The organism is Bradyrhizobium sp. 33ap4, assembly GCF_032654765.1.
In the GTDB taxonomy this organism is placed as follows: domain Bacteria; phylum Pseudomonadota; class Alphaproteobacteria; order Rhizobiales; family Xanthobacteraceae; genus Bradyrhizobium; species Bradyrhizobium australafricanum.
The window spans coordinates 33,278-58,962 of sequence record NZ_JAUMTJ010000059.1 but is presented as its reverse complement, the minus strand read 5'-3'; the positions used below and the strand labels follow the sequence as shown (position 1 = coordinate 58,962).

The window sequence follows — 25,685 nt, the reverse complement described above, 5'->3', positions numbered from 1 at the left end:
AACCAACAGGCCGCTCGCGAGCGCGCTTCCAAATTGCGCCGTAGCGAGCGGGCGGCCGGCCCGTTACCCCATCTACGCATGCTTACCTCCCCTTGAAAAGGGGAGGTCGCTTTGCTCGCCAGAGCAAAGCGGGTGGAGATCTGCTCTCTCCGCAAACAGCATCGCCTGCGGCTGACCCCCATCCCGACCTTCCCCCTTTCAGGGGGAAGGAGAAGGCAGACCGTAGCCCGGATGGAGCGCGCACGATCGCTGAAGCCCGCACGGCTCAGGCGTCGGCTTTCCTGGCTTTTTTGGCCTTTTTCTCGCTCTTTTCGCTCTCGTCATCCTTGTCTTTCTTCTCGGCCTTCTTCTCGTCCTTGCCGTTCTCCCGCTTGCGATTGGTGTAGCGGGCATTGCCAAGCCCGGTTCCGATCGTCAGCACGCCCCAGCGCGCGACGTCCTGCATGAACGGGACCTCGGCCAGCCCCTGCACCACGCCGTCATTGTGCATCACGATCGCGGTGTCATGATCGCCGATCTGCGGGATCGCCTCGACCAGACTCGCCGGCAAGTTGAATTTGCTGCTCTCCCAATTGCCGGGCAGGTTCTGCGCGCCCTTTTCGATCGATCCGTCGTCATTGATGACGCCGGGACAGGCGATGCCGATGAACGGCGCGAGCTTGAGATTCTCCTTCTCGGCGGCGGCAATCAACTCCTTCAGCATCTTCACCAGCCGCTTCACCGCGCCCTCGCGCGTCGGCTCGTCATCGGCGTGGCGCCACAGCTCCGATTTCCAGACCGCCGCCTTGGAGAGATCGGGCGCCTTCTTCCAGCGCGACTCGACCACGCCGCAGCGGATATTGGTGCCGCCGATGTCGACGGCGAGGACGCCGTCATGGGCCTCGAAAATCCACGATGGCGCCAGATGCAGCGTGCCGATCAGGCCGGCATCGTCGGGGTGAAAGCGGATCGGCAGCAAATCGACCTTGAAATCCTCCGACTTCAGGATGATCTCGGTGCGTGCGATGGCGAGTTCGCCGAGCCTGGAGTCGCGGAAGCCGCCGCCGACCACGATGCGCTCGGTCTTGGCCCAGGCCTTGGTGTTGAGGAAGCGCCGCGTCACATGGGCGAGCTCCTGCGCAAACTCCTCGATGGCGCTGTGCACGACCGCCGAGGCCTCGGTGTCGTCGCCGACCAACAGCTCATCGAGCTTCTTCTTGCTGATCTTGTCCGACGGCTCGTCGCCGAACGGATCCTCGTCCGATTTGCGCAGCGGCTTGCGCCAGCGGTCGAGGATCTTGCGGAACGCGCCCTTCGAGGCGCGATCGCCGAGAAAGCCCTCGTCGTCCTTCAGCTCGATGTTGAAGCTGTCGATGTCGACAGACGGCAACCGCGCGGCACCGTGGTGCGCGATGCCCGTGGTCAATCCAGCGTCTTCAGCCATTCGCCCTTGCCTGCCCGCTTGAGGTTGCCTGCACTATTGTTTGAGCATGATCATTTCGGAAAACCACTTCGCACTTTTCCGGATCATGCTGTAACGGCCGGGAACTCAAATGGTTGCGTCCCGCGTTCGGGCACTCGGCCTGCGCGGGACGCAATTTTCGCAGGGGCGTCAGGCGGCCTTCAGCCCGTAGCGCGCCGCAGGCGTGCTGCGCGACAGGTTCGGCATCAGCTTCTGGCGGGCAGACTCATAGGCCTGCCAATCGGCGGCATCCGGCAGCGCAGGCACGGTGATGACCTCGCCCTGATCGAGACCGGCGAGCGCGGCATCGACCATGTCCTCGGCCTTCATCACGATCTCGCCGGGCAGATGCTCGACCGGCGTACCGGCCACGCCCCAGAATTCGGTCGCGGTGGCGCCCGGCAGCACGGCCTGGACCCGGATGTTCTTGTCCTTGAGCTCATGCTGCAACGACTGCGTCAAGGCGAGGACGAAAGCCTTGCTGCCGCCGTAGACGCCGTTGAGAATTTCGGGCGCGACACCGACGATCGAGGCGATGTTGACGATGGTGCCGTTGCCGCGCGCGACAAATCCCGGCACCGCCGCATAGGTCAGGCGCATCAGCGCATCGACATTGAGCGCAATCATGTCGCTCATCTTGTCGACATCGGATGCGAGCAGCGGCGCGGTTGCACCGACGCCCGCATTGTTCACCAGCAGGCTGATGCCGGTATTGCTGCGCAGAATGGATTCGATCCGTGACACGTCGCCGCGCTTGCCGAGGTCGGCGGCAACGATCTCGATCGATCGGCCTGTCTCCGCCGACAGACGCTTGGCAAGCCCATTGAGGCGCTCGCGGTTGCGTGCGACGAGGATCAGATCGTAGCCACGCCGTGCGAGCCGGTCCGCGTAGATGGCACCGATTCCGGACGACGCACCGGTAACGAGCGCCGTTCCTTTGGCTGACTTGGTCATGTTGGTCTCCTGTTTGACCTGGGCGGCCGGTTTTGGCCGCGGCTCAAGTTTTACAAGCCCCCTTGCATGGCTTAAATGTCATATATACACCTTTTTAGGACATGTATCGTGGCTGGAGGGTTCCATGCAGGAGATCGGCTTCGTCGTCTTCCCGGGCTTCCAGGTGATGGGCTTCACCGCCATCACCGCCTTCGAGATCGCCAATCTGGTGGCGGGTGAAAATTTCTACCGGGTCACACTGCTGTCCGAGAATGGCGGCCCGGTGCGGTCATCCGCGGGCTTCAATGTCGAGACCGAAGCGTTCAGCGCGCGCAGCTTCGACACGCTGTTCGTCGGCGCGGGCACCGAGCTGCATCCAGCGTCACCGAAGCTGACCGACTATGTTCGCCGCGCCCTGACGGCGTCACAGCGCATCGCCGCGCCCTGCGTCGGCGCCTTCTCGCTCGCCGAAGCCGGCCTGCTCGACGGCCGGCGCGTCTCCACGCATTGGCAATACGCCGCCGAGCTGCAGGCGCGCTTTCCCAAGCTGAAAGTCGAGCAGGACCGCATCTACATCGTCGACGGGCCGATCTGGACCTCGGCCGGCATGACCGCGACGATCGATCTGGCGCTGGCGATGGTCGAGCATGACCTCGGCGTCGAGGTCGCCCGCTCGGTGGCGCGCAAGCTCGTCGTCTATCACCGCCGCACCGGCGGACAGTCGCAGTTTTCGGCGCTGCTCGAGCTCGACCCGAAATCCGATCGTATCCAGAACGCGCTCAATTACGCCAAGGCGCATCTGCGCAACGAGCTCTCGGTCGAGGAATTGGCCGCCGTCGCACGGCTCAGCCCGCGCCAGTTCAGCCGCGCCTTCCGTTCAGAGACCGGCCAGTCACCGGCCAAGGCGATCGAGCATCTTAGGGTCGAGGCGGCGCGCGAATTGATCGGTGACGGCCGCCATTCGATGGACGAAATTGCCGTAGAGACCGGCTTTGCCGACCGCGAACGGATGCGGCGGGCGTTCTTGCGGGTGCTGGGCCAGCCGCCCCAGACAATCCGACGCCACGCGAGGATCGCGGCCCAGGCGCAGGCTTGAGCCGCCAATTTCGGCCAAAACCATGCCAAACCCTTCATTTTTGGCCGGTTTTTGCCTTGCTTTACCTTGACTCTCGGTCGTTTGCGGCTATAAGTCCCCCCATCCGGCGCGGGGATTTCTCGCGCCGATCGTTTTTGTGCGGACCATTTGGGAATTCATTCCCTTCGCACGAGACACGCAACCCATAGCGACTGAACAAAAAGCCGACCCGGGCGAATCGTCCGAGGCCGGGATCGAACACGAAGGAATCAAACGATGTTCGCAGTCATCAAAACCGGCGGCCGGCAATACCGTGTCGCTCCGAATGATGTACTCGAGATAGGCAAGATCGCCGGCGATGTCGGCACGATCGTGCAGCTTGGCGAAGTTCTGGTGCTCGGCGGTGATACGCCGGTGCTGGGAACGCCCACCGTGGCAGGCGCGTCCGTTGCAGCTGAAGTGCTGCAGCACAAGCGCGGCGCCAAGGTGATCGCGTTCAAGAAGCGTCGCCGCAAGAATTCACGCCGCAAGCGCGGCTATCGCGACGAGCTCACGGTGCTTCGCATCACCGAGATCCTCGCCGATAACGCCAAGCCGACCGTCGGCCCGCGGCCGAAGAAGGAAAAGGTCGCAGCGCCCGCCGATGGCGAGGATGCAGCGCCAAAGGCGGCCAAGAAGAAGGCGCCCGCAAAGGCGCCGGCCGCCAAGAAGGCTCCGGCCAAGAAGGCCGCGGCCAAGGCTTAAGAAGAAGTGATCGTCGCGCTTTCAGATGTGAAGCGTGACAAAACGTGAAATGATTCCGTCAAGGAATTGATCTAGAGATCAAAGCGAAGTCGGAGACGAGCCATGGCTCACAAAAAAGCAGGCGGTTCATCGCGCAACGGGCGTGATTCCAAGGGCAAGCGCCTTGGCATCAAGGCGTTCGGTGGCGAGCGCGTGATCCCCGGAAACATCATCGCGCGTCAGCGCGGCACCACCTGGCATCCTGGCCTTAATGTCGGCATGGGCACCGATCATACTCTCTTCGCCAAGGTCGAGGGTCATGTCGAGTTCCGTGCCAAAGCCAACGGCCGCACATTCGTATCGGTTATTCCGATGGCAGAGGCGGCCGAGTAGACGGTGGACACACATGAGTCCGCCGGGTCCTGTTGAACCGGCGGAGTCGCAAAGGGCTCCAAGGGGAGGCGGGATGACCGGCCTCCCCTTTTTGTTGCGCGCATTCCACTTCGACCGCGCGTGACGTTCCAAGCGTTGCGTACCGATTTTTTCGCATCACAGGAGCTCGACATGTTGCAGGACATCCCGACGCCGACCTTGCGCGAGGCAAGAGCTTGCGTCCTCGAGACAGAACGGCTGACATTGCGCAAGCCGACGCTCGCGGACGTAAAAGCAATCGCACGCCTCGCCAATGACCGCCGCATCGCGGAGAACACACGCCGCCTGCCGCATCCCTATACCCAGGACGACGCCATCGACTTCGTGCGCGCGCTCGGCGCCGGCGGGCGCGAAACCGTTTTCCTGATCGAGAACAATCACACGCCGATCGGCATGGTCGGCATCGACTGGCGCGAGGAGACATCGGCCGAACTCGGCTACTGGCTCGGCGTCGACTATTGGGGCCAGGGCTTCGGCACCGAGGCTGCGCGCGCGGTGATCGATTACTTCTTCGAGGAGTTCGATCTCGACCAGCTGATCTCGGGCGCCCGCGTCGTCAATCCGTCGTCGCGCAACATTCTCGAGAAGTGCGGCTTCCAGTGGGGCGGCGTCGAGCTGCACCGCTTCGAGGCGCTGGGCTCCTCGAGCCCGGTCGACTGCTTCCGCCTGTCACGCGGTGTCTGGACGTCGCTGAAGCGCTGGAACAACTCGACCCGGCGGGAGAGCTGAGGCTTTTGGCTTCACCCTCCCCTGGAGGGGGAGGGTCGTTGCGCATGAAGCGCAGCGGAAGGCGCAACGGGGTGGGGTGATCTCTCCACTCGGGCACCGTTGGATGAGGAGAGACCTTCACCCCACCCCGCCGCTCATTGCATTCGCGTCGACCCTCCCCCTCCAGGGGAGGGTAAACATCACGCCGGCGGATTGATCGCGGAATCCGTGCGTCCGAGCTGCTGCTCGCGCACGAAGATGTAGAGGCCGGCCGCGATGATGACAGCGGCGCCGACGATGGTGGCCCAGGACGGCACGTCGCCGAACACCACGAAGCCGAAGATCACCGCCCAGACGATCATCGAATACTGGTACGGCACCACCACGCTCGCCGGCGCGAGCTTCAGCGAACGATTGACGCAAAGCAGCGCCGCGACCGAGATGATGCCGGCGGTGAAGAACAGCACGAGGCTGCCGGCTGACGGCGTCACCCAGCCGAACGGCGAGAGCACGAGGCCCAGGATGAAGGTGCCGCCGAATTGCGACGTCGCCAGCACGATATCGGGCGTCGCGCGCAGCGAGCGCGTGATCAGCATCAGCACCGCAAACGACAGGCTGCCGCCGAGCGCGATCATTGCCGGCCAGCTGATGGTCTGCGCCGACGGCCGAAGCGCGATCAACACCCCGCAGAAGCCGACCAGGATCGCGGTCCAGCGCCGCCAGCCGATATGCTCGCCGAGCACGAGGCCCGACATCGCGGTGACGAAGATCGGTCCGGCCAGATAGTAGGTGATGACGTCGGCGAGCGGCAGATAGACGGTCGCCAGGAAGAACGCCGCAACCTCCACCGTCGACAGCGTGACGCGCAGCAATTGCAGCCACGGGCGTTCCAGATGCAGAAAATCCGCGCGCCGCTGCCACACGATCGGCAGCAGCACGAGCAGCGCCGCACAGGCGCGCAGCCACAGCAATTGCCCGACCGAATAGGTGGCGACGATGAATTTGCCCATCGCATCGCCGAACGAGAACATGAAGATCGACAGCAGCATCAACCCGATGCCGGCGAGCCGCGCCGATCGGTCGTCGTAGGAGGACAGCTTTGCGAACAGGCTCATGAGCAGACTTGCGCTTTTGTTCCCGAGTCGTCCGGTTTTAAAGACGTGGATGCCCGGGACAAGCCCGGGCATGACGAATTGAACGGATTGCCGCACCTGCGCCGCTGCGATACCGGTAGCTCATCCCGGCAACAAAAAGAGCAGGAAACGCCGCATGAGCGAATTCGACCCCACCCAGCATCGCATGGTCCCCGCGCAGCGCTGGTTCGAGGATTTCGTGCTCGGCGAGCGCTTCGTGATTCCGAGCCGGACCCAGACCTCGGCGGTGTTCGCGGCGTTCCAGACCGCCAGCGGCGACACACATCCGATCCATTACGACGTCGAATATTGCCGCGCGCGCGGCATGCCTGATTTGCTCGCGCACGGCTTCCAGACCCTGGTGCACACCGCGCCCGGCGCGGGATTGTTCCCCTATGTCGTGGAGGAGTCGCTGATCGGCTTCCTCGAGCAATCGAGCAAGTTCCTGAAACCGGTCTATGCCGGCGATACCATCTACCCCGCGCTGGAGGTGATCGAGCTGTCGCCGGGCAAGACCACCGGCGTCGTGACGCTGCGCTCGACCGTGCACAACCAGCGCCGCGAGCTGGTGCTCGAGGGGATGCAGAAATTCCTGGTCCGGCGGCGGCCGAGTTAGCCGCAAGGGCCGTAAAAAGGCCCGAAAATTAAGGCTTTTCGCAGAAGTCAGGGCCTTTCCGGGTTGCCGCCGCGGCCACCCTGCCCTAACTAGTGAAAATCATGAAATTCCTCGATGAAGCCAAGGTCTATATTCGCTCGGGCGACGGCGGCAACGGCTGCGTCGCGTTCCGGCGCGAGAAGTTCATCGAGTTCGGCGGTCCCTCCGGCGGCAATGGCGGTCGCGGCGGTGACGTCATCATCGAGTCCGTCGACGGACTGAACACGCTGATCGATTACCGCTACCAGCAGCACTTCAAGGCACAGAAGGGCACCAATGGCATGGGCAAGGACCGCCATGGCGCCAACGGCAAGCCGATCGTGCTGAAGGTGCCGGTCGGCACCCAGGTGTTCGACGAGGACCGCGAGACCCTGCTGCACGACTTCACCGAGCTCGGCGAGAAATTCGTGCTGGCTGAAGGCGGCAATGGCGGCTTCGGCAACGCGCATTTCAAATCCTCCACCAACCGCGCGCCGCGCAACGCCAATCCCGGCGCGCCCGGCGAAGAGCGCTGGATCTGGCTGCGGCTGAAGCTGATCGCCGACGCCGGGCTGGTCGGCCTGCCCAATGCCGGCAAATCGACCTTCCTCTCGGTGGTCAGCGCGGCACGGCCGAAGATCGCCGACTATCCCTTCACCACGCTGCATCCGCAGCTGGGCGTGGTGAATTTCGGCGGCCGCGAATTCGTGCTCGCCGACATCCCCGGCCTGATCGAGGGCGCGCATGAAGGCGCCGGGCTCGGCGACCGCTTCCTCGGTCACGTCGAGCGCTGCCGCGTGCTGCTGCATCTGGTCGATGCGACCTGCGAGCATGCCGGCAAGGCCTACAAGACGGTGCGCACCGAACTCGAAGCCTATGAGGGCCATCTCGCCGACAAGATCGAGATCGTCGCGCTCAACAAGATCGACGCGGTCGCGCCCGACGAACTGAAGAAGCAGAAGGACCGCCTCAAGCGGGCGGCGAAGAAGACGCCGCTGTTGCTGTCAGGCGCGACCGGCGAAGGCGTGCAGGATGCGCTGCGCGCGCTGGTCGACGTGATCGGCGAAGCGCCGGTGTCCAACAAGGCCAAGGGTCAGGCGGAGCCGTGGGCGACGCCGGTGCCGCAGGGTTGAACGGCACAAGCCGCGCAACGCCTGGACTTCCCAAGCCACATTGTGGCGTCTATTGCTTCCACCTTCCTGCCAGACCAAATCCATGAAACGCCCCGCGCTCAAGAACTTTCGCCGCATCGTCGTCAAGGTCGGCTCATCGCTGCTGGTCGACTCGCAGGCCGGCGAGGTGCGCGCGTCCTGGCTCGCCGCGCTGGTCGAGGACATCGCAAAGCTGCACAAGCGAGGCTGCGAGGTCATGGTGGTGTCGTCGGGCTCGATCGCGCTCGGCCGCAGCCGCCTGAAGCTGCCGCGCGGCCCGCTGAAGCTCGAAGAGAGCCAGGCTGCCGCAGCGGTCGGCCAGATCGCGCTGGCGCGAATCTGGTCGGAGGTGCTCGGCCATCACGGCATCGGCGCCGGGCAGATTCTGGTGACGCTGCAGGACACCGAAGAGCGCCGCCGCTATCTCAACGCGCGCTCGACGATCGCAAAGCTGCTGGAATGGGGCGCGGTGCCCGTGATCAACGAGAATGACACGGTCGCGACCACCGAGATCCGCTATGGCGACAATGATCGCCTCGCCGCCCGCGTCGCCACCATGGCGAGCGCGGATCTTCTGATCCTGCTGTCCGATATCGACGGCCTCTACACCGCGCCGCCCGCGCTCGATTCCGACGCCAGGCTGATCCCGGTGGTCGAAAGCATCACCTCGGAGATCGAGGGGATGGCCGGCTCGGCCGGGTCCGAATTGTCGCGCGGCGGCATGACCACCAAGATCGAAGCCGCGAAGATAGCGACCACGGCCGGCACCCACATGCTGATCGCATCGGGCAAGATCGAGCATCCGCTTGCTGCGATCGCCGACGGCGGCCGCTGCACCTGGTTCCTGACCCCCGCCAATCCCGTCACCGCGCGCAAACGCTGGATCGCGGGCTCACTCGAGCCAAAGGGCACCTTGACCATCGATGCCGGCGCGGTGGCGGCGCTGCGCGCCGGCAAGAGCCTGTTGCCGGCTGGCGTGATCCGGGTCGACGGCCAGTTCGCCCGCGGCGATGCCGTGGTGGTGCGCGGCCCCGACACCCACGAGATCGGCCGCGGCCTGGTCGCATACGACGCCGAGAACGCCGAGAAGATCATGGGCCGCTCCTCGCCCGACGTGATGACCATTCTGGGCATCAGCGGCCGGTCCGAGATGATCCATCGCGACGACCTCGTGATCGGCCCGGCCGGGGCGATCCCGCCCAAATAAGCCACTGGATAGGCCATTGGCCGAGCGAGGCGGCCTGCCGCCCACCTGCCATGCCGGTTCCGCGCCTCGCCACCCTTCAATTGCCATGCTAGAACATGGCCTTAGTCCAAAGCTGGTAGTTTCATGAGCGCCCCCCTGAAGGCGATCGACGGCAACGCCGATCTTACTGCCCTGATGACCGACCTCGCCGCCAAGGCGCGCGCCGCGGCGCGCGTGCTGGCGCTGGCGCCGCCGGAGCAGAAGGACCGGGCGCTCGCCGCGATCGAGCGCGCGATCCGCGCCGACGCGCCGGCCATCCTCGCCGCCAATGCCGAGGATGTTGCCGAGGCGCGCGCGAGCGGCATGACCTCCGCCTTCGTCGACCGCCTGACGCTGACCCAGGCGCGCGTTGCCGGCATGGCCGATGGCGTTGCGACCGTGCGCGAGATCATCGATCCGGTCGGCGCCGTCACCGAAAGCTGGCAGCGGCCGAACGGCATGACCATCGAACGCGTCCGCGTGCCGCTCGGCGTCATCGGCGTGATCTTCGAGAGCCGCCCCAACGTCGCCGCCGACGCTGGTGTGCTGTGCTTGAAGTCCGGCAACGCCGTGATCCTGCGCGGCGGCTCGGACAGTTTCCGCTCCTGCCGTGCGATCCATGATTGCCTCGTGCAGGGCCTGCGTGAAGCCGGCCTGCCCGAGGCCGCGATTACCCTGGTGCCGACCCGTGACCGTGCGGCCGTCGGCCTGATGCTGACGGGATTGAACGGCGGCATCGATGTGATCGTACCGCGCGGCGGCAAGAGTCTCGTCGCACGCGTCGAGGCGGAGGCACGCGTTCCGGTGTTCGCGCATCTCGAGGGCGTCAACCACATCTACGTCGATGCCAGCGCCAGGCTCGATATGGCCAAGGCGGTCGTGCTGAACGCCAAGATGCGCCGTCCCGGCGTCTGCGGCGCCGTCGAGACCCTGCTGGTCGATCGCAACGCTGCCGCGACGCAGCTGAAACCGCTGGTCGAGCTGTTGATCGATGCCGGTTGCGAGGTGCGCGGCGACGACGCCGTGCAGGGCGTCGATGCCAGGGTGAAGCCCGCATCCGACGAGGACTGGGACACCGAATACGAGGACGCGATCATCTCGGCGAGGATCGTCGACGGTCTCGATGAAGCGATTACGCATATTCAAAATCACGGCTCGCATCACACCGATGCGATCGTGACGGAGGATGCCACTGCCGCGCAAAGGTTTCTCAACGAAGTCGATTCGGCGATCGTGCTGCACAACGCCTCGACCCAGTTCGCCGACGGCGGCGAGTTCGGCTTCGGCGCTGAGATCGGAATTGCTACCGGCAAATTCCACGCCCGCGGGCCTGTTGGCGCCGAGCAGCTGACGAGCTTCAAGTACCGCGTCCACGGCACCGGGCAGACGCGGCCGTGATCATTGTCGCACGCGCACGGTAAGCCATTGCAGCAAGCATCGAGCGTGTCGTTATCCGCAGCCCAGGCGCTTCCGTTCTATACCAACGGCATGCGCATCGGGCTGCTTGGCGGCTCGTTCAATCCGCCGCACGCCGCGCATCGCGCCATCAGCCTGTTTGCGCTCAAGCGCCTGCAGCTCGACCGCGTGTGGTGGCTGCTGACGCCGGGCAACCCGCTGAAGAACCATGACGGCCTGCATGCGCTTGCCGAGCGCGCCGAGGCCGCGCGCCGCGTTGCCGATGATCCGCGCATCGACATCAGCTGTCTCGAAGCTGTCATTGGCGTCAGCTACACTGTGGACACGATCATCCACTTGCGCCGCCGTGTCTCCGGCGTGCACTTCGTCTGGATCATGGGCGCTGACAATCTCGCGCAATTTCATCGCTGGAAAGATTGGCGGCGCATCGCGTCCGATGTCCCGATTGCCGTGATCGACCGTCCGCCCCAAAGCTTCCGCGCCCTTGCCGCACCGGCGGCGCAGGCGCTCGCGCGCTATCGCATGCCCGAAAATCAGGCGACACGGCTGGCCGACCAGCAGGCGCCGGCATGGGTGTTCCTGACAGGAATGAAATCCAATCTGTCTTCGACCGGACTTCGGAACCCGGACGGGAGCTGGAGAACGGCATGAAGCGCAAAAGGGTTACTGGAATATTGAAACCATTAACCCCACATGCGTAGTATGGCGCGTGGGGCCGAGGATTCGGCACCCGCGATACAGTGAAAGGAATGGTCCCTGGCCACATCTGTATTGTCAAAGTCTGTTTTACCCAAGGTTCCAAAGACTGCGCGTAAAACATCGACGAAAACCGCGGCCTTGCAGGCGCAACCGGACGCCGACAAACCGGATGCCAACAAGACGCTGAGCCTGATCCTCTCCCGCCTCGAGGACATGAAGGCGGAAGAGACGGTCACCATCGACCTTCGGGGCAAATCCGCATATTCCGACTACATGATCGTCACCACCGGCCGGGTTAACCGGCACGTTGGCGCGATCGCGGAAAATGTGACGAAGAGCCTCAAGGAGAACGGGGTCAAGAACATCCATGTCGAGGGCTTGCCCAATTGCGACTGGGTGCTGATCGATTCCGGCGAGGTGATCGTGCACGTGTTCAGGCCTGAGGTGCGCGAGTTCTACAACCTCGAGCGGTTGTGGACTCAGAACCCGGCGGTCGCGGCGGTCTAAGGGGGTTCGAGGCCGATGCGAATCGGCTGCAGCGCAGCTAGTCTGCGTTGATGCGCCTTGTCGTGATCTGCATCGGCCGTCTGAAACAGGGCCCTGAACGGGAGCTCGCCGAGCGTTACCGCGAGCGCTTCGAGGATATCGGCCGCAAGCTCGGGTTTCGCGGCCTCGAGATCCACGAGATCGCGGAAAGCCGCGCGCGCGACACCGCCGCGCGCATTGCCGAGGAGGCTGCGGCGATCTCCGCATTGCTGCCTGAGAAGCACGCGCTGGTCGCCCTCGACGAACGCGGCAAGAGCATCGACAGTGCGACCTTTGCCCGGCAGCTCGGCCGCTGGCGCGACGAGGGAACAGCACATACTGTCTTCGTGATCGGCGGCGCAGACGGACTTTCGCCTGAATTGCAGCGCAAGGCTTTGTTGCGAATTGCATTCGGCTCCGCGACCTGGCCGCATCAAATGGTCCGCGTCATGCTTCTGGAACAGATTTATCGCGCCGCAACCATTTTGGCCGGCCACCCCTATCATCGCGCGTAAGGCGTGGTGACGGACAGTCGAAACCACTGAACTCACGCGAATGCAGCACAAGCGGGACACAGCTTCGTATTCGGCTTCGTATGCCGGCACCGCGCGCCGCCGCCGGCTGCCGGCATCGCTGCCGCTGTCGATCGCGATGTTCGCCGCCTATCCGCTGGCCGCGGCGCACGCGCAAGCGACACCACCAGCGCAGCAATCCGCGCCGCCGGCGCAGCAGGCCGCAACCGCGGAGCCATCGCCCGATGCGATCAAGCAGCGCGAACAGGAACTCGAGGCCGCGCGCGAGCAGCAGCGCAAGGCGACCGAGCTGCAGGAGAAGCTGAAGGCCGACATCGCCGCGATCGGCCAGGACCGCAGCAAGCTCAATCAGCAGCTGATCGATATTGCCGGCCAGGTCCGCGGCGTCGAGACGCGGATCGCTGACGCCGAGGCACGCCTGCAGCCGCTCGACGGCCGTGAGCGCGAAATCCGCGCCTCGCTCGATTCACGCCGCTCCGAGGTGATCGAGGTGCTGGCCGCGCTGCAGCGCGCCGGGCGACGCACGCCGCCGGCGCTGCTGGTGCGGCCCGAGGACGCGCTGCAATCGCTGCGCACCGCAATGCTGCTCGGCGCCGTGGTGCCGGAGTTGCGCGTCCGCGCCGAGAAGCTTGCGGCCGATCTCGGCGAGCTGGTGGCGCTGCGCAAGACCATCTCGACCGAACGCGATGCGCTGGCGGCCGACCGCGACAAGCTGAAGGAAGACCAGACCCGGCTGGCGGCGCTGGTCGACGAACGGCAACGGCAGCAGAGCGCGGCCGAAAAGGACATGGAGGCCGAAGGCGCCCGTGCCATCGCGCTGTCGAAGCAGGCCGACAATCTGCAGACCCTGATCGCCAAGATGGAGCAGGATCTCAAGAGCGCGGCCAAGGCCGCCGCCACCGCCAGCCTCCAGGGAGCGCCGGCGACGGTTAACGGCAAGCCGAATCTGGGGGCGCTCAAGGACCCGGCCCGCATGAGCCCGGCGGTCGCTTTCGCCTCGGCCAAGGGCCTGTTCTCCTATCCCGTGAACGGTACCAAGATTCGCGAATTTGGCGGTTCCGACGGCGCGGGGGGCGTACAAAAAGGCATTTCTTTGGCAGCCAAGCCGGGCGCGCAGGTCACAACCCCGTGTGACGGCTGGGTTGTTTACGCTGGTCCTTTCCGTAGCTATGGACAACTCTTGATCCTCAATGCCGGGGGCGGGTATCATGTCCTGATCGCCGGGATGGAGCGTATTTCGGTAAACATCGGCCAGTTTGTACTTACGGGGGAGCCGGTTGCGACCATGGGGTCGACGTCCCAAGTTGCATCCATTCTCGCGACAAATGCGAGCCAGCCAGTGCTCTATGTCGAGTTCCGGAAAGACGGCACTCCAATCGATCCAGGTCCATGGTGGGCCGCAAATGAAGGCGAAAAGGTTCGCGGATGATGCGCAAGACTTCGGTAATTCTCCTTAGCGCCGCCACCGGCGCGGCCCTGACGCTTTTCGTTACGCAGCCCCGCGCTGTGCTGATGGGATCGAGCGCGCGCGCCGCGACGTCGGACACCTATCGCCAGCTCAATCTGTTCGGCGACGTGTTCGAGCGGGTGCGCAGCGACTATGTCGAGAAGCCCGATGACAGCAAGCTGGTCGAATCCGCGATCTCCGGCATGCTGACCGGCCTCGACCCGCACTCGAGCTACATGGACGCCAAGAGCTTCCGCGACATGCAGGTGCAGACCCGCGGCGAGTTCGGCGGCCTCGGCATCGAGGTCACGATGGAAGACGGCCTGATCAAGGTCGTCTCGCCGATCGACGACACCCCGGCCTCGAAGGCCGGCATCATGGCCAACGACATCATCACGACCCTCGACGACGAGGCGGTGCAGGGTCTGACGCTGAACCAGGCCGTCGAGAAGATGCGCGGTCCGGTCAACACCAAGATCAAGCTCAAGATCATCCGCAAGGGCCAGGACAATCCGATCGACGTCACGCTGGTGCGCGACAACATCCGCGTCCGCTCGGTGCGTGCGCGCGTCGAGGCCGATGACATCGCCTATATCCGCATCACCACCTTCAACGAGCAGACCACCGAAGGCCTGAAGAAGGAGATCACCAATCTGCAGGGCCAGATCGGCGACAAGCTGAAGGGCTACGTCATCGATCTCCGCAACAACCCCGGCGGCCTGCTCGAAGAAGCGGTCACGGTGTCCGACTCCTTCCTGGAGCGTGGCGAGATCGTCTCGACCCGCGGCCGCAACGCCGAGGAAACCCAGCGCCGCGCCGCCCATCCGGGCGACCTGACCAAGGGCAAGCCGGTGATCGTGCTGATCAACGGCGGCTCGGCATCGGCCTCCGAAATCGTCGCCGGCGCGCTGCAGGACCACAAGCGGGCGACGCTGGTCGGCACCCGTTCGTTCGGCAAGGGCTCGGTGCAGACCATCATCCCGCTCGGCTCGGGCAATGGCGCGCTGCGCCTGACCACCGCGCGCTACTACACGCCGTCGGGCAAGTCGATCCAGGCCAAGGGCATCGTGCCCGACATCGAGGTGCTGCAGGACGTGCCGGAAGAGCTGAAGGCGCGCACCGACACCAAGGGCGAAGCTTCGCTGCGCGGCCATCTGAAGAACGACGGCGACGAGAAGACCGGCTCGCAGTCCTACGTCCCGCCGGACGCCAAGGACGACAAGGCGCTGAAGATGGCCGACGACCTGCTGCACGGCATCAAGTCGACCTCGAGCGCGCCAGCGGCGCCGGAGGCCGCGCGCGACAAGGCCGCGGTCGACAAGCCGGGCAACAAGGCCGCGAACTGATTTAATCCGATCGATTCGGCGAACAGGGCGGCCCGCGGGCCGCCCTTTCTGCTTTCGGTGTCCGCCCGTAACCGTGCTTTGCCGGGCAGGCCGGCACGCGCGGGATTGCACCGCATCGTGCTATCGTTCGCGCTGTTGATTCGGGGAGGGTCATGGCAGAAGCGGCCGACGAACTGAGCACGCCGCTTGGGCAGACGACCGTGGGCAGGACGCGCCGGTTTCGCCTGCCATTCACGGCGATGCAGGCGCTCGCCGTGCTGCTCGGGCTCGTGCTGGTCGGCTTTGTCGGCATCGCGCTGTTCAACGACAACCCGCTCGGGGGCGAGCCGATCGCCCGTGTCACGCTGCGCAATCCCCCGCCCGCCGCCGACGACGACAAGCACGCTCCAGCCGCCCAGGCGGCGGCCGAACCGGCGGCCAAATCCGCCGCCAAGGCCCCGGCCGCAGCCAGCGACGCGAGAACCGTCACCATCATCGACGGCTCCAGCGGCAAGCGCCAAGACGTGGTGATCGGCGCCGGCGATCCGGCCGACAAGGCCGACGGCGATACGCCGCCACTTGCGATGACCGGCATCGATCCGCGCCTGCTGGAAAAGTCACGCTACGGCATGATCCCGGTGATCGCCGACGGCCTGAAGCCGTTCACGGTCTACGCGGCCGAGGCTGACCGCGCCAAGGCCGCCCGGATGCCCGTGGTCGCCATCGTGGTCGCCGGCCTCGGCGTCGGCGCCGCCAAGACCACCGACGCCATCATGAAGCTGCCGCCGGCGGTGACGCTGGCCTTCACGCCCTATGGCTCCGATCCGGGCAAGCTTGCGGAACGTGCCCGGACCCAGCGTCACGAGATCCTGCTGCAGATCCCGATGGAGCCGTTCGACTATCCCGACAATGATCCCGGGCCGCAAACCCTGCTGACCACGCTGAGCAGCGAGCAGAACCTCGACCGCTTCTATTGGCACCTCAGCCGCCTGCAGGGCTATGCCGGGATCGCCAATTTCATGGGAGGCCGGTTCGTTGCGGCCGATCCCGTGATGCAGCCCATCGTCCGCGAAGCGGCAAAGCGCGGCCTGAGCTATTTCGACGACGGTTCCACCCCGCGTAGCGTCGCGCAGAACCTTTCCGCGGGGCAGGCATTGCCGTTCGCCAAGGCCGATTTCGCCATCGACGCGGTGCCGACGTCGGCGGAAATCGACCGCGCCCTGGTCAAGCTGGAAACCATCGCCAAGGAACGCGGCGCAGCGGTGGGCGTCGCCTCGGCGTTGCCGGTCTCGATCGAGCGGCTCGGCGCCTGGCTCAAGACACTGGACTCCAAGGGCATTATGCTTGTGCCATTGACAACGGCGATGCTGAAATCAAAATCGGGCTAAAGATTCAATCCGTTGGAGCAGCTCGAGACCTTGCCGGGGGGGCCGGGTCGGGCGGCTCCAGAAAATGTGCGAGGTAGCGGCAGCATGGCACGTTATGAAGACCTGCCCTATCGAACCTGCGTCGGCATCATGCTGCTGAATACTGCGGGGCTGGTCTTCATCGGACGCCGCGCGGGCGGCATCGAGCATGTCGACGACGCGCATGTCTGGCAGATGCCGCAAGGCGGCGTCGATCCCGGCGAGGATACGTTTCAGGCGGCGCGGCGCGAGCTCTATGAGGAGACCAGCATCAAGTCCGTGGAGAAGCTCGGCGAGGTCTCGGACTGGCTGATCTATGATATCCCGCGCACCGTCGCCGGCCGCGCCTGGAAGGGCCGCTATCGCGGACAGCGGCAAAAATGGTTCGCGCTGCGCTTCACCGGCGATGAGAACGAGATCAACGTCGCCAATCCGGGCGGAGGCCACAAGGCCGAGTTCATCACCTGGCGCTGGGAGCCGATGAAGAATCTGCCGGGGCTGATTGTGCCGTTCAAGCGTCCGGTCTATGAGCGCGTCGTGAAGGAATTTGCCGGTCTGGCGGCCAAGTAGCCGACCGGGTCAACGCGCGACGTACCCACTGAATGTCATCAGATAAGCCCTATCGCCCCAATGTGGGCATCGCGCTGTTCAACGCCGACGGACGCGTGCTGATCGGCCACCGGATCAAGGACGACGGTCCGGAGATCGTGCTGCCCGGCCTCGAATGGCAGATGCCGCAGGGCGGCATCGACGCCGGCGAGGATCCGCGCCAGGCCGTGATGCGCGAATTGTGGGAGGAGACCGGGGCGGTCAACGCCGACTATCTCAGCGAGACCGACTGGATGACCTACGAATTCCCCGCCTATGACGGGCCGGCATCGCACCGGCTCGCCAAGTTCCGCGGCCAGCGGCAGAAATGGTTTGCGCTGCGCTTCACCGGACGCGACGAGGAGATCGATCCATTGACGCCGCGCAACGGCCAGCCCGCCGAATTCAATCAATGGCGCTGGGAGCGCCTCGACCGCGTCGCCGATCTCGTGGTGCCGTTCCGCCGCGACGTCTATCGCGCGGTCGCGACCCGGTTCGCGGAATTCGCCGGCTGATCCTGCGGCGGTATGCGCCGCGCGTCGCCCGGTGTCATGCCGTAGGTCGAACGGAAGACGCGATAGAAGGTCGCGATGCTGTCGAAGCCGCACGAGAACGCGATCTCGTCGATGCTGCGCTCCCGTATGGCGTAGAGCGCGCGCCTCGCCGCCTTCAACCTTGCCGCCGTCAGCGTCCGCGCAAATGACAGGCCGGTCGGCTCGAACAGCGCATGCAATTGCCGCAGTGAGATGCCGAGCTCGGCGGCAACCGCGGCCGGCGTGAGCGAGGCGCGATGCAGGTCGCGGAACAGAATTTCGCGGGCGGCATGAAGGTAGCCCGCATGCAGCGCGGCACGGATTTCGTCCTGGCGTGGCCGCACGCGTCCGCGCGCGAGCAGCGCCAGGCGCACCATATGCGCAACGTCGTCGGCGAACTGCCCGGCTTGCGCGAGATCTCGCGTCATCGAGCGGAACATGGCGCCGACAAGCCGGGTCAGGCTCGCATCACGCGCCAGCGCGACCGGCGGCGCATCCTCGATCCGCGCGCCGAGCACGAGCTCGTCGGTGACCGGGATCTTGAGGCTGAAGAAGTCAAAGCCGTCGGTCCGTTCGGGTGTCGAGGCAAACGGAAGATTGGAATGGCCGAACACCAGGTCGCCGTTGCGCACGAACTGGACACGATCGCGACCGATATTCATGTGGCCGGGGCCGCGCACCTGCCAGGCGAGATGCAGGCTGTTGCTCGGAACGCGCGCGATGTCGGATGCGGTCCGGCTGACGCGGTAGGAGGAAGCCGACATTTGCGCCAGCACGGCACTGCCCACCGGCGTCGCCGAGAAGTGTCCGCGGAAATCGGCTCTCTTGTCGCGCTCGAGCTCGATCGTGACCCCGAACAGGCTCTTGCCGCGCACCTCGCACCAGTGCTCGAAACGGTCCTGGGGGCGGAGAGCATCGGTGGTGAAGGTCAGCACGGCAGCTTGTCCGTTATGTCAGGAATGAAATCGCGATGCGGTCGGGCCAAATCGTCATCGCGCTGCAGCTTGTCATTTGTGCACGATCCTTGCTGCAAGCTGCTTCACATATTTGCAGGTCGTTCGTTCGGGCCGACCGCGAAGAAGCGGACTTGTCGAGAAGAGGCGAGCCGCCGCAGCGTCTCTTCCTCATCGTCGGCAACCAATCGGCTCTGACCTGCGATATCGGCCGCGAGGATCGCTGCGACCTTGCGCTTCATGAGTAGCGGCCCCCGAACCCAGATATGCCGGGGAGAATGCCGCCAGACGATCCCGCGCGCAACAAGCATTGAAACGCTCGCCAGGGCGTGGCGAGCGTTGAATTATTCAAGCCTTCTCAGGCTATGATAGAAAAAGTGTGAGCTATTCCACTAAGGGGTCGGCTCACTCGACATGGCGGCGCGATCGCCGGTCGGCAACCGCGCCTTAGTGCATAGCCGTCGTGTTGAGCTCTTGCTGGATGCTCTTGAAGTGGTCGAGCCGCTCGATCGCGTGGTCGAGCTCGGAGCCCTCCTTCTCGGCGAGCTTCTCCTGCATCTCGTTGATCGTCTCGGCGAATTTCGCGCGATCGATGTCCGCAAGCGCGGTCGCGACGTCGGCGAGCACGGTGAGGCCCTTGTCCGACACCTCGGCAAGGCCGCCGAGCACGATCACCTTCTCGCGCTTGCCGGCGGTCGTGATCGTCAGGATGCCCGGACGAACCGTGGCGATGACCGGAGCGTGTCCGGCGAGCACACCGAAATCACCCTCCACGCCGGGGACGTCAACCTGATCGACCTCGCCGGAGAAGGCGAGCTTTTCGGGAGAGACGAGATCGAAGTGGAAGGTGGCCATGGTCTTTCCGTTCTTTGCGCTGTCACCCGCGGGTCCATCAATCAAAATACTGCTCGTGCGATGGATCGCCGGATCAAGTCCGGCGATGACGACATCCCAAAGCTTAAGCGGCTTCGGCCGCCAGCTTCTTGCCCTTCTCGACGGCTTCTTCGATGGTGCCGACCATGTAGAACGCCGCTTCCGGCAGATGGTCGTACTTGCCCTGGCAGAGATCGCGGAAGCCCTTGATGGTGTCGGCGAGGTCGACGAACTTGCCGGGGGAGCCGGTGAACACTTCGGCGACGTGGAACGGCTGCGACAGGAAGCGCTCGACCTTGCGGGCGCGGGCGACCGTCAGCTTGTCCTCTTCCGACAATTCGTCCATGCCGAGAATGGCGATGATGTCCTGCAGCGACTTGTAGCGTTGCAGGATCTGCTGGACCATGCGCGCGGTGTTGTAGTGCTCGTCACCGACGACGAGCGCCGACAGCATGCGCGAGGTCGAGTCGAGCGGATCCACCGCCGGATAGATGCCCTTTTCCGAGATCGCGCGCGACAGCACCGTGGTGGCGTCCAAGTGCGCGAACGAGGTGGCGGGCGCCGGGTCGGTCAAGTCGTCGGCCGGCACGTAGATCGCCTGCACCGAGGTGATCGAGCCCTTCTGGGTGGTGGTGATGCGCTCCTGCAGCGCGCCCATGTCGGTGGCGAGCGTCGGCTGATAACCCACCGCCGAAGGAATACGGCCGAGCAGCGCCGACACTTCCGAGCCGGCCTGGGTGAAACGGAAGATGTTGTCGACGAAGAACAGCACGTCCTGGCCCTGGTCGCGGAAGTGCTCGGCAACGGTGAGACCGGTCAGACCGACGCGGGCGCGGGCGCCCGGCGGCTCGTTCATCTGGCCGAACACCAGCGCGCACTTCGACTTCACGCTCGGATCCGGATTGTGCGGATCGGCGTTGACCTTCGATTCGATGAACTCGTGATAGAGGTCATTGCCTTCGCGGGTGCGCTCGCCGACGCCGGCGAACACCGAGTAACCACCGTGCGCCTTCGCGACGTTGTTGATGAGCTCCTGAATCAGCACGGTCTTGCCGACGCCGGCGCCGCCGAACAGGCCGATCTTGCCGCCCTTCGCATACGGAGCAAGAAGGTCGACGACCTTGATGCCGGTGACGAGAATTTCGGCTTCGGTCGACTGGTCGGTATAGGTCGGCGCTTCCTGATGGATGGCGCGCAGGCCGTCGGACTTGATCGGGCCTGCTTCATCGATCGGCTCGCCGATGACGTTGATGATGCGGCCGAGCGTGCCTTCGCCGACCGGCACCCGGATCGGTTCGCCGGTGTCGGTCACTTCCTGGCCGCGCACGAGGCCCTCGGTAATGTCCATCGCGATGGTGCGGACGGTCGATTCGCCGAGATGCTGCGCGACTTCGAGCACCAGGCGGTTGCCGCCGTTCTTGGTCTCGAGCGCGTTCAGAATCGCCGGAAGGTGGCCTTCGAACTGCACGTCGACCACGGCGCCCGTGACCTGGGTAACGCGACCGATCTGGTTGGCTGCTGTAGCCATGGACTGTTCTCCTTCGAAATCTGCCTTAGACCGCCTCAGCGCCGGAGATGATCTCGATCAGCTCCTTCGTGATCTGGGCCTGACGGGTTCTGTTGTAAATCAGGGTTTGCTTGCGAATCATCTCGCCGGCATTGCGGGTCGCGCTGTCCATCGCGCTCATCTGCGCGCCATAGAACGAGGCGTTGTTCTCCAGCAGCGCGCGGAAGATCTGCACCGCGAGGTTGCGCGGCAACAGGCTGCCGAGGATCTGGTCTTCCTCAGGCTCGTATTCGTAGGACGTGGAGGGCGCCGCATTGGCCGCGGGCGCAGCCACCTCCAGCGGGATGATCTGCTGCGCGGTCGGGATCTGCGCGATCACCGACTGGAAGCGCGAGTAGAACAGCGTGCAGACATCGAACTCGCCGGCCTCGAACCGCGCCAGCACCTTCTGGGCGATATCCTCGGCATTGACGAAGCCGATCTGGCGCACCGAACGCAGGTCGAGATGCTCTACGATGCGCTTCTCGAAGGTCCGCCGCAGCTGCTCGTAACCCTTGCGGCCAACGCAGAAGAACTTCACTTCCTTGCCCTGCGCGAGCAGCGCGTTCGCCCGTTCGCGCGCCAGGCGCACGATGGCGGAGTTGAACGCGCCGGACAGGCCGCGCTCGCCGGTGCAGACCAGAAGCAGGTGCACCTGATCGTTGCCGGTGCCGGCGAGCAGCGCCGGCGCGCCGGGCGTGCCGTTGGCTGCCGCGGCGATGTTGGAAATCACCGCATCCATCTTGGTGGCATAGGGCCGCGCCGCTTCGGCGGCGTTCTGCGCGCGGCGCAGCTTCGAGGCTGCGACCATCTGCATAGCCTTGGTGATCTTCTGCGTCGCCTTGGTCGAGGCGATGCGGACCCGCATGTCTTTTAGTGACGCCATTCTTCGTTCACCCCGGCGATCCGACCACAATGGTCAGATCGCAAGCCTCCGTTCGTCACGCCCGGCGGCGAGCCGGGCGACGCCCCATTCGTTATGCAAACGTCTTGGCGAAGCCCTCGACGGCCGTCTTGAGCTTGGCGGCGGTGTCGTCGGACAGATCGCGGCTGGTGCGGATCGCATCGAGGATGTCGGCGTTCTTGCCGCGTAGCAGCGACAGCAGACCGTCCTCGAACGCCTTCACCTTGTTGAGCGGCAGCGGATCGAGATAGCCGTTGGTGCCGGCCCAGATCACGCAGACCTGCTCTTCCATCTTCAGCGGCGAGAATTGCGGCTGCTTCAGAAGTTCGGTCAGACGCGAGCCGCGGTTGAGCAGGCGCTGGGTCGAAGCGTCAAGGTCCGAACCGAACTGCGCGAACGCCGCCATTTCGCGGTACTGCGCGAGCTCACCCTTGATCTTGCCGGCGACCTTCTTGGTCGCCTTGGTCTGCGCCGACGAACCGACGCGCGACACCGACAGACCGACGTTCACGGCGGGACGGATACCCTGGAAGAACAGATCGGTTTCCAGGAAGATCTGGCCGTCGGTGATCGAAATCACGTTGGTCGGAATGTAGGCCGACACGTCGTTGGCCTGGGTTTCGATGACCGGCAGCGCCGTCAGCGAGCCCAAGCCATGCTCCTTGTTGAGCTTGGCGGCGCGCTCGAGCAGGCGGGAATGCAGGTAGAACACGTCGCCCGGATAGGCTTCGCGGCCCGGCGGGCGGCGCAGCAGCAGCGACATCTGGCGATAGGCGACGGCCTGCTTGGACAAGTCGTCATAGATGATCACGGCGTGCATGCCGTTGTCGCGGAAGTACTCGCCCATGGTGCAGGCGGTGAACGGCGCGATGTACTGCATCGGCGCCGGATCGGACGCGGTGGCCGCGACGATGATCGAGTATTCCAGCGCGCCCTGCTCTTCGAGCACCTTGACGAACTGCGCGACGGTGGAGCGCTTCTGCCCGATTGCGACGTAGACGCAATACAGCTTGAGGTTCTCGTCCGGCTGGGCGTTGAGCGGCTTCTGGTTCAGGATGGTGTCGAGCGCGATCGCGGTCTTGCCGGTCTGGCGGTCGCCGATGATCAGCTCGCGCTGGCCGCGGCCGATCGGGATTAGCGCATCGATCGCCTTGAGGCCGGTGGCCATCGGCTCGTTCACCGACTTGCGCGGAATGATGCCGGGCGCCTTGACGTCGACGCGCTTGCGTTCGGTGGCCTGGATCGGGCCCTTGCCGTCGATCGGGTTGCCGAGCGCGTCGACGACGCGGCCGAGCAGGCCCTTGCCGACCGGCGCGTCCACGATCGCGCGGGTGCGCTTGACGGTCTGGCCTTCCTTGATCTCGCGGTCGGCGCCGAAAATCACGATACCGACGTTGTCGGTTTCGAGGTTGAGCGCCATGCCGCGCGTGCCGTTCTCGAACTCGACCATTTCACCGGCCTGAACGTTGTCGAGACCGTAGACGCGGGCGATACCGTCACCGACCGACAGCACCTGGCCAACTTCGGTGACCTCGGCTTCCTGGCCGAAATTCTTGATCTGGTCCTTGAGGATCGCAGAAATTTCTGCGGCGCGGATGTCCATCAGCCTGCCTCTTTCATCGCGTTCTTGATCGAATTGAGTTTGGTGCGAAGCGAACTATCCACCATGCGGCTGCCGAGCTTGACCACCAGGCCACCAATAATGGAGGGATCGACCTTCACGTTGAGCGCGACGTCCTTGCCCGTCACTGATTTCAGTGCGGCCTTCAGCGCGTCGAGATTCTTGTCACTGAGCTGCTCGGCGACGGTGACTTCCGCAGTCGCCTCGCCCTTGAACTTCGCCACCAGCGCGCGATAGGCGCGGATCACATCGGCAACGGCGAACAGCCGGCGATTGGCGGTGAGCACCTTGAGAAATTTGGCCGACGTGCCCGAGATGCCGGCCTTGTCGAGCACCGCGGTCAGCGCCTTCAGCTGGGCGTCGGCGGCGAACACCGGGCTGCGGACGAGGCGCTTGAGATCGGCGCTCTCGTTGAGCAAGGCCTCGAACTTGTCGAGGTCGGCCCGGACTTGATCGACGGATTGCTCGTCGCGCGCCAACTCGAACAGGGCCGTTGCATAACGACCGGACACTCCCGAAACGGACGGATCTTCAGCAGCCACGAGCTCGCTCTTTTTTGCTGTCAAATTCGCAAGGGAAAAACCGTCGCCACCAAAGCAGCGCCTAGCGATCCAAGCCCTTGGAATTCAAGCGGGACTTCGATTTTCGACCGGCACAGGACGTGCCGGGACCGTTAAAATCGCGGCTTTGCTAACATAGCAATCGCGCAGGTGCAACATGACGGCATCGTGAGTGCCGCCTTGTCGCATGCGCTTTTTGCCGACCGCAGCCGGTGGCCGAACCGGAAAATTTGGCGCGCGGAAATGCGGCGCGCCGAACCCGATTCGCGCCGCCGCGATTTTGTTCCATCGAAATTTGCATGGGCCTATGGCCGAGCGCGCAGGGAACTCCTGGCCGGCTGCTGTTTCATTTAGCGATTACTTACCGAAAACTTACCGTCGCCTCGATAATCAGTATTGGCAAGTATATTGGTCGTTAAAAATTGGTTAAACAGCAAGATTACTGAACATCGATTGACTACCCCAAGGCGGTAACAAGATATTTCAGCACGAGATAATCCGGATTTACTGCCCAATTCGTGCCTCATTGGGAAACCAAACGGCCTTGGTCAACGAAGGGACGGGGGTTCCACTTGCCGCGTTAGCGGCAATACTGTCTGAGGGTCTTATCAATGCTGAATATCAAGAAGGCGGCGGGCAACGTAACCCGCTCGCGTACGGCGCTTGCTTTTGTAGCCGCAACTATTCTGGTCGGGGGCAGCGTGACCGAGGCGTCCGCGAAGTCCCGGCACCACCATCATCGCCACCACCATCATCACCACGCCCGCGCCGAAGGCTCGTCCTGGCGCGACGCCAATGCATCGATCCAGCCGTCCGGCGGCCACTCGTTCTCGGGGATGGCCTCCTTCTACGGCAATGAGTCGGGCAGCCGCACCGCTTCCGGCCAGCGCTTCAACCAGAACGCCATGACCGCGGCCCACCGCTCGCTGCCGTTCGGCACCAGGCTCCGCGTCACCCATGGCGGCCGCAGCGTCGTCGTCACCATCAACGATCGTGGCCCGTTCATCCGCGGCCGCGTGCTCGACCTCTCCACCGGCGCAGCACGCGCCATCGGCCTGACCGGTGCCGGCGTCGGCCGCGTCACCGCTGAGGTCGTCTCGTAAGCGCCTTCAGTAAGCGTTGCGTTGCGTAACGGCCGCGAGGCCTGCTTCGCGCCAAAAAATGGCCTGCCGTCGCAAATGACGGCAGGCTTTTTCTTTTGCGGGCTGCGGCCGCCAGCCTGCGTCATTGCGAGCCACCCGGTCGGCGCGAAGCGCCGCCGGATGACAGGCTCCGCGAAGCAATCCATGGACCCGCATGCG

Annotated in this window: 27 protein-coding genes; 17 read left to right on the top strand and 10 right to left on the bottom strand. The window is 64.6% G+C overall.

Going from position 1 to position 25,685, the window contains the following annotated elements; translation table 11 throughout:
- Window positions 1-265 precede the first annotated feature (265 nt).
- Window positions 266-1,423, bottom strand: a complete 1,158-nt coding sequence (locus tag Q2M23_RS34340; RefSeq protein WP_316398410.1) for an ROK family protein — start codon at window positions 1,421-1,423, stop codon at window positions 266-268.
- 168 nt (window positions 1,424-1,591) lie between these two features.
- On the bottom strand, window positions 1,592-2,395 hold the full coding sequence (locus Q2M23_RS34335; RefSeq protein WP_316398409.1) for an SDR family oxidoreductase: 804 nt from the start codon (window positions 2,393-2,395) through the stop codon (window positions 1,592-1,594).
- Between the two features lie 124 nt (window positions 2,396-2,519).
- Between Q2M23_RS34335 and Q2M23_RS34330 the strand changes: the two genes are divergently transcribed.
- The 4 genes from Q2M23_RS34330 (at window position 2,520) to Q2M23_RS34315 (ending at window position 5,333) form a co-directional block, all read left to right on the top strand.
- A complete protein-coding gene (locus Q2M23_RS34330; RefSeq protein ID WP_057020904.1) occupies window positions 2,520-3,470 on the top strand; it encodes a GlxA family transcriptional regulator in 951 nt (316 codons plus the stop codon).
- A gap of 255 nt (window positions 3,471-3,725) precedes the next feature.
- Window positions 3,726-4,193, top strand: coding sequence for a 50S ribosomal protein L21 (gene rplU, locus Q2M23_RS34325; protein WP_316398408.1), 468 nt, complete (start codon window positions 3,726-3,728; stop codon window positions 4,191-4,193).
- A 102-nt stretch (window positions 4,194-4,295) separates the two neighbouring features.
- Window positions 4,296-4,565, top strand: a complete 270-nt coding sequence (rpmA, locus tag Q2M23_RS34320) for a 50S ribosomal protein L27 (RefSeq protein WP_016847848.1) — start codon at window positions 4,296-4,298, stop codon at window positions 4,563-4,565.
- Between the two features lie 171 nt (window positions 4,566-4,736).
- A complete protein-coding gene (locus Q2M23_RS34315) occupies window positions 4,737-5,333 on the top strand; it encodes a GNAT family N-acetyltransferase (RefSeq protein ID WP_028336336.1) in 597 nt (198 codons plus the stop codon).
- Between the two features lie 179 nt (window positions 5,334-5,512).
- On the opposite strand, the gene Q2M23_RS34310 is transcribed toward Q2M23_RS34315, so the two are convergent.
- Window positions 5,513-6,427: a DMT family transporter gene (locus Q2M23_RS34310; RefSeq protein ID WP_092090040.1), complete on the bottom strand. Its 915-nt coding sequence runs from the start codon at window positions 6,425-6,427 to the stop codon at window positions 5,513-5,515.
- A 154-nt stretch (window positions 6,428-6,581) separates the two neighbouring features.
- On the opposite strand from Q2M23_RS34310, the gene Q2M23_RS34305 reads away from it, so the two are divergent.
- The 12 genes from Q2M23_RS34305 (at window position 6,582) to Q2M23_RS34250 (ending at window position 17,909) form a co-directional block, all read left to right on the top strand.
- The gene (locus Q2M23_RS34305; protein WP_316398407.1) at window positions 6,582-7,061 is read left to right on the top strand and encodes a MaoC family dehydratase; all 480 of its coding nucleotides are present in this window, start codon (window positions 6,582-6,584) and stop codon (window positions 7,059-7,061) included.
- A gap of 101 nt (window positions 7,062-7,162) precedes the next feature.
- Window positions 7,163-8,212: a GTPase ObgE gene (gene obgE, locus Q2M23_RS34300; RefSeq protein ID WP_038384668.1), complete on the top strand. Its 1,050-nt coding sequence runs from the start codon at window positions 7,163-7,165 to the stop codon at window positions 8,210-8,212.
- Between the two features lie 82 nt (window positions 8,213-8,294).
- On the top strand, window positions 8,295-9,437 hold the full coding sequence (gene proB / locus Q2M23_RS34295) for a glutamate 5-kinase (RefSeq protein WP_016847843.1): 1,143 nt from the start codon (window positions 8,295-8,297) through the stop codon (window positions 9,435-9,437).
- Between the two features lie 123 nt (window positions 9,438-9,560).
- The gene (locus Q2M23_RS34290; RefSeq protein WP_316398406.1) at window positions 9,561-10,853 is read left to right on the top strand and encodes a glutamate-5-semialdehyde dehydrogenase; all 1,293 of its coding nucleotides are present in this window, start codon (window positions 9,561-9,563) and stop codon (window positions 10,851-10,853) included.
- A gap of 45 nt (window positions 10,854-10,898) precedes the next feature.
- The gene (locus Q2M23_RS34285) at window positions 10,899-11,522 is read left to right on the top strand and encodes a nicotinate-nucleotide adenylyltransferase (RefSeq protein ID WP_080583350.1); all 624 of its coding nucleotides are present in this window, start codon (window positions 10,899-10,901) and stop codon (window positions 11,520-11,522) included.
- Between the two features lie 186 nt (window positions 11,523-11,708).
- Window positions 11,709-12,077, top strand: a complete 369-nt coding sequence (rsfS, locus tag Q2M23_RS34280) for a ribosome silencing factor (protein ID WP_016847840.1) — start codon at window positions 11,709-11,711, stop codon at window positions 12,075-12,077.
- Between the two features lie 50 nt (window positions 12,078-12,127).
- Entirely contained in the window at window positions 12,128-12,610 is a 483-nt protein-coding gene (gene rlmH, locus Q2M23_RS34275; RefSeq protein WP_057020910.1) for a 23S rRNA (pseudouridine(1915)-N(3))-methyltransferase RlmH, read from the top strand.
- A gap of 40 nt (window positions 12,611-12,650) precedes the next feature.
- Window positions 12,651-14,057: a murein hydrolase activator EnvC family protein gene (locus Q2M23_RS34270; RefSeq protein ID WP_316398405.1), complete on the top strand. Its 1,407-nt coding sequence runs from the start codon at window positions 12,651-12,653 to the stop codon at window positions 14,055-14,057.
- Window positions 14,054-15,421 (top strand): S41 family peptidase, encoded by a 1,368-nt coding sequence (locus tag Q2M23_RS34265; RefSeq protein ID WP_057020912.1) that lies wholly within the window; start codon window positions 14,054-14,056, stop codon window positions 15,419-15,421. The genes Q2M23_RS34270 and Q2M23_RS34265 overlap by 4 nt, the downstream gene beginning before the upstream one ends.
- A 152-nt stretch (window positions 15,422-15,573) precedes the next feature.
- On the top strand, window positions 15,574-16,788 hold the full coding sequence (locus tag Q2M23_RS34260; protein ID WP_168857719.1) for a divergent polysaccharide deacetylase family protein: 1,215 nt from the start codon (window positions 15,574-15,576) through the stop codon (window positions 16,786-16,788).
- 84 nt (window positions 16,789-16,872) lie between these two features.
- Window positions 16,873-17,376, top strand: coding sequence for an RNA pyrophosphohydrolase (locus Q2M23_RS34255; RefSeq protein WP_028336325.1), 504 nt, complete (start codon window positions 16,873-16,875; stop codon window positions 17,374-17,376).
- 32 nt (window positions 17,377-17,408) lie between these two features.
- Window positions 17,409-17,909 carry an RNA pyrophosphohydrolase gene (locus Q2M23_RS34250; protein ID WP_316398404.1) on the top strand — a complete coding sequence of 167 codons (501 nt, stop codon included), beginning with the start codon at window positions 17,409-17,411 and terminating at the stop codon, window positions 17,907-17,909.
- On the opposite strand, the gene Q2M23_RS34245 is transcribed toward Q2M23_RS34250, so the two are convergent.
- The 7 genes from Q2M23_RS34245 to Q2M23_RS34215 form a co-directional block, all read right to left on the bottom strand.
- Window positions 17,867-18,862: a helix-turn-helix domain-containing protein gene (locus tag Q2M23_RS34245; RefSeq protein ID WP_316398403.1), complete on the bottom strand. Its 996-nt coding sequence runs from the start codon at window positions 18,860-18,862 to the stop codon at window positions 17,867-17,869. The two genes, Q2M23_RS34250 and Q2M23_RS34245, sit on opposite strands and share 43 nt — an antisense overlap.
- Window positions 18,863-18,966: 104 nt before the next feature.
- A complete protein-coding gene (locus Q2M23_RS34240; protein ID WP_225163875.1) occupies window positions 18,967-19,122 on the bottom strand; it encodes a hypothetical protein in 156 nt (51 codons plus the stop codon).
- 205 nt (window positions 19,123-19,327) lie between these two features.
- The gene (locus Q2M23_RS34235; protein WP_028336321.1) at window positions 19,328-19,735 is read right to left on the bottom strand and encodes a F0F1 ATP synthase subunit epsilon; all 408 of its coding nucleotides are present in this window, start codon (window positions 19,733-19,735) and stop codon (window positions 19,328-19,330) included.
- 103 nt (window positions 19,736-19,838) lie between these two features.
- The gene (gene atpD, locus Q2M23_RS34230) at window positions 19,839-21,281 is read right to left on the bottom strand and encodes a F0F1 ATP synthase subunit beta (protein WP_016843821.1); all 1,443 of its coding nucleotides are present in this window, start codon (window positions 21,279-21,281) and stop codon (window positions 19,839-19,841) included.
- A gap of 25 nt (window positions 21,282-21,306) precedes the next feature.
- The gene (locus tag Q2M23_RS34225; protein ID WP_092087080.1) at window positions 21,307-22,185 is read right to left on the bottom strand and encodes a F0F1 ATP synthase subunit gamma; all 879 of its coding nucleotides are present in this window, start codon (window positions 22,183-22,185) and stop codon (window positions 21,307-21,309) included.
- 91 nt (window positions 22,186-22,276) lie between these two features.
- Entirely contained in the window at window positions 22,277-23,806 is a 1,530-nt protein-coding gene (gene atpA / locus Q2M23_RS34220; RefSeq protein ID WP_028340804.1) for a F0F1 ATP synthase subunit alpha, read from the bottom strand.
- Window positions 23,806-24,366, bottom strand: coding sequence for a F0F1 ATP synthase subunit delta (locus tag Q2M23_RS34215; protein WP_229189993.1), 561 nt, complete (start codon window positions 24,364-24,366; stop codon window positions 23,806-23,808). Before Q2M23_RS34215 ends, atpA begins: the two co-directional genes overlap by 1 nt.
- 629 nt (window positions 24,367-24,995) lie before the next feature.
- Between Q2M23_RS34215 and Q2M23_RS34210 the strand changes: the two genes are divergently transcribed.
- Window positions 24,996-25,487, top strand: coding sequence for a septal ring lytic transglycosylase RlpA family protein (locus tag Q2M23_RS34210; protein WP_229189994.1), 492 nt, complete (start codon window positions 24,996-24,998; stop codon window positions 25,485-25,487).
- Window positions 25,488-25,685: the final 198 nt, after the last annotated feature.

Excerpts from the sequence above, each read along its gene's own strand:
- Q2M23_RS34340 (WP_316398410.1), bottom strand. The coding sequence starts at position 1,423 with ATGGCTGAAGACGCTGGATTGACCACGGGCATCGCGCACCACGGTGCC.
- Q2M23_RS34335 (WP_316398409.1), bottom strand. The coding sequence starts at position 2,395 with ATGACCAAGTCAGCCAAAGGAACGGCGCTCGTTACCGGTGCGTCGTCC.
- Q2M23_RS34330 (WP_057020904.1), top strand. The coding sequence starts at position 2,520 with ATGCAGGAGATCGGCTTCGTCGTCTTCCCGGGCTTCCAGGTGATGGGC.
- rplU (WP_316398408.1), top strand. The coding sequence starts at position 3,726 with ATGTTCGCAGTCATCAAAACCGGCGGCCGGCAATACCGTGTCGCTCCG.
- rpmA (WP_016847848.1), top strand. The coding sequence starts at position 4,296 with ATGGCTCACAAAAAAGCAGGCGGTTCATCGCGCAACGGGCGTGATTCC.
- Q2M23_RS34315 (WP_028336336.1), top strand. The coding sequence starts at position 4,737 with ATGTTGCAGGACATCCCGACGCCGACCTTGCGCGAGGCAAGAGCTTGC.
- Q2M23_RS34310 (WP_092090040.1), bottom strand. The coding sequence starts at position 6,427 with ATGAGCCTGTTCGCAAAGCTGTCCTCCTACGACGACCGATCGGCGCGG.
- Q2M23_RS34305 (WP_316398407.1), top strand. The coding sequence starts at position 6,582 with ATGAGCGAATTCGACCCCACCCAGCATCGCATGGTCCCCGCGCAGCGC.
- obgE (WP_038384668.1), top strand. The coding sequence starts at position 7,163 with ATGAAATTCCTCGATGAAGCCAAGGTCTATATTCGCTCGGGCGACGGC.
- proB (WP_016847843.1), top strand. The coding sequence starts at position 8,295 with ATGAAACGCCCCGCGCTCAAGAACTTTCGCCGCATCGTCGTCAAGGTC.
- Q2M23_RS34290 (WP_316398406.1), top strand. The coding sequence starts at position 9,561 with ATGAGCGCCCCCCTGAAGGCGATCGACGGCAACGCCGATCTTACTGCC.
- rlmH (WP_057020910.1), top strand. The coding sequence starts at position 12,128 with ATGCGCCTTGTCGTGATCTGCATCGGCCGTCTGAAACAGGGCCCTGAA.
- Q2M23_RS34270 (WP_316398405.1), top strand. The coding sequence starts at position 12,651 with ATGCAGCACAAGCGGGACACAGCTTCGTATTCGGCTTCGTATGCCGGC.
- Q2M23_RS34265 (WP_057020912.1), top strand. The coding sequence starts at position 14,054 with ATGATGCGCAAGACTTCGGTAATTCTCCTTAGCGCCGCCACCGGCGCG.
- Q2M23_RS34260 (WP_168857719.1), top strand. The coding sequence starts at position 15,574 with ATGGCAGAAGCGGCCGACGAACTGAGCACGCCGCTTGGGCAGACGACC.
- Q2M23_RS34255 (WP_028336325.1), top strand. The coding sequence starts at position 16,873 with ATGGCACGTTATGAAGACCTGCCCTATCGAACCTGCGTCGGCATCATG.
- Q2M23_RS34250 (WP_316398404.1), top strand. The coding sequence starts at position 17,409 with ATGTCATCAGATAAGCCCTATCGCCCCAATGTGGGCATCGCGCTGTTC.
- Q2M23_RS34240 (WP_225163875.1), bottom strand. The coding sequence starts at position 19,122 with ATGAAGCGCAAGGTCGCAGCGATCCTCGCGGCCGATATCGCAGGTCAG.
- Q2M23_RS34235 (WP_028336321.1), bottom strand. The coding sequence starts at position 19,735 with ATGGCCACCTTCCACTTCGATCTCGTCTCTCCCGAAAAGCTCGCCTTC.
- atpD (WP_016843821.1), bottom strand. The coding sequence starts at position 21,281 with ATGGCTACAGCAGCCAACCAGATCGGTCGCGTTACCCAGGTCACGGGC.
- Q2M23_RS34225 (WP_092087080.1), bottom strand. The coding sequence starts at position 22,185 with ATGGCGTCACTAAAAGACATGCGGGTCCGCATCGCCTCGACCAAGGCG.
- atpA (WP_028340804.1), bottom strand. The coding sequence starts at position 23,806 with ATGGACATCCGCGCCGCAGAAATTTCTGCGATCCTCAAGGACCAGATC.
- Q2M23_RS34210 (WP_229189994.1), top strand. The coding sequence starts at position 24,996 with ATGCTGAATATCAAGAAGGCGGCGGGCAACGTAACCCGCTCGCGTACG.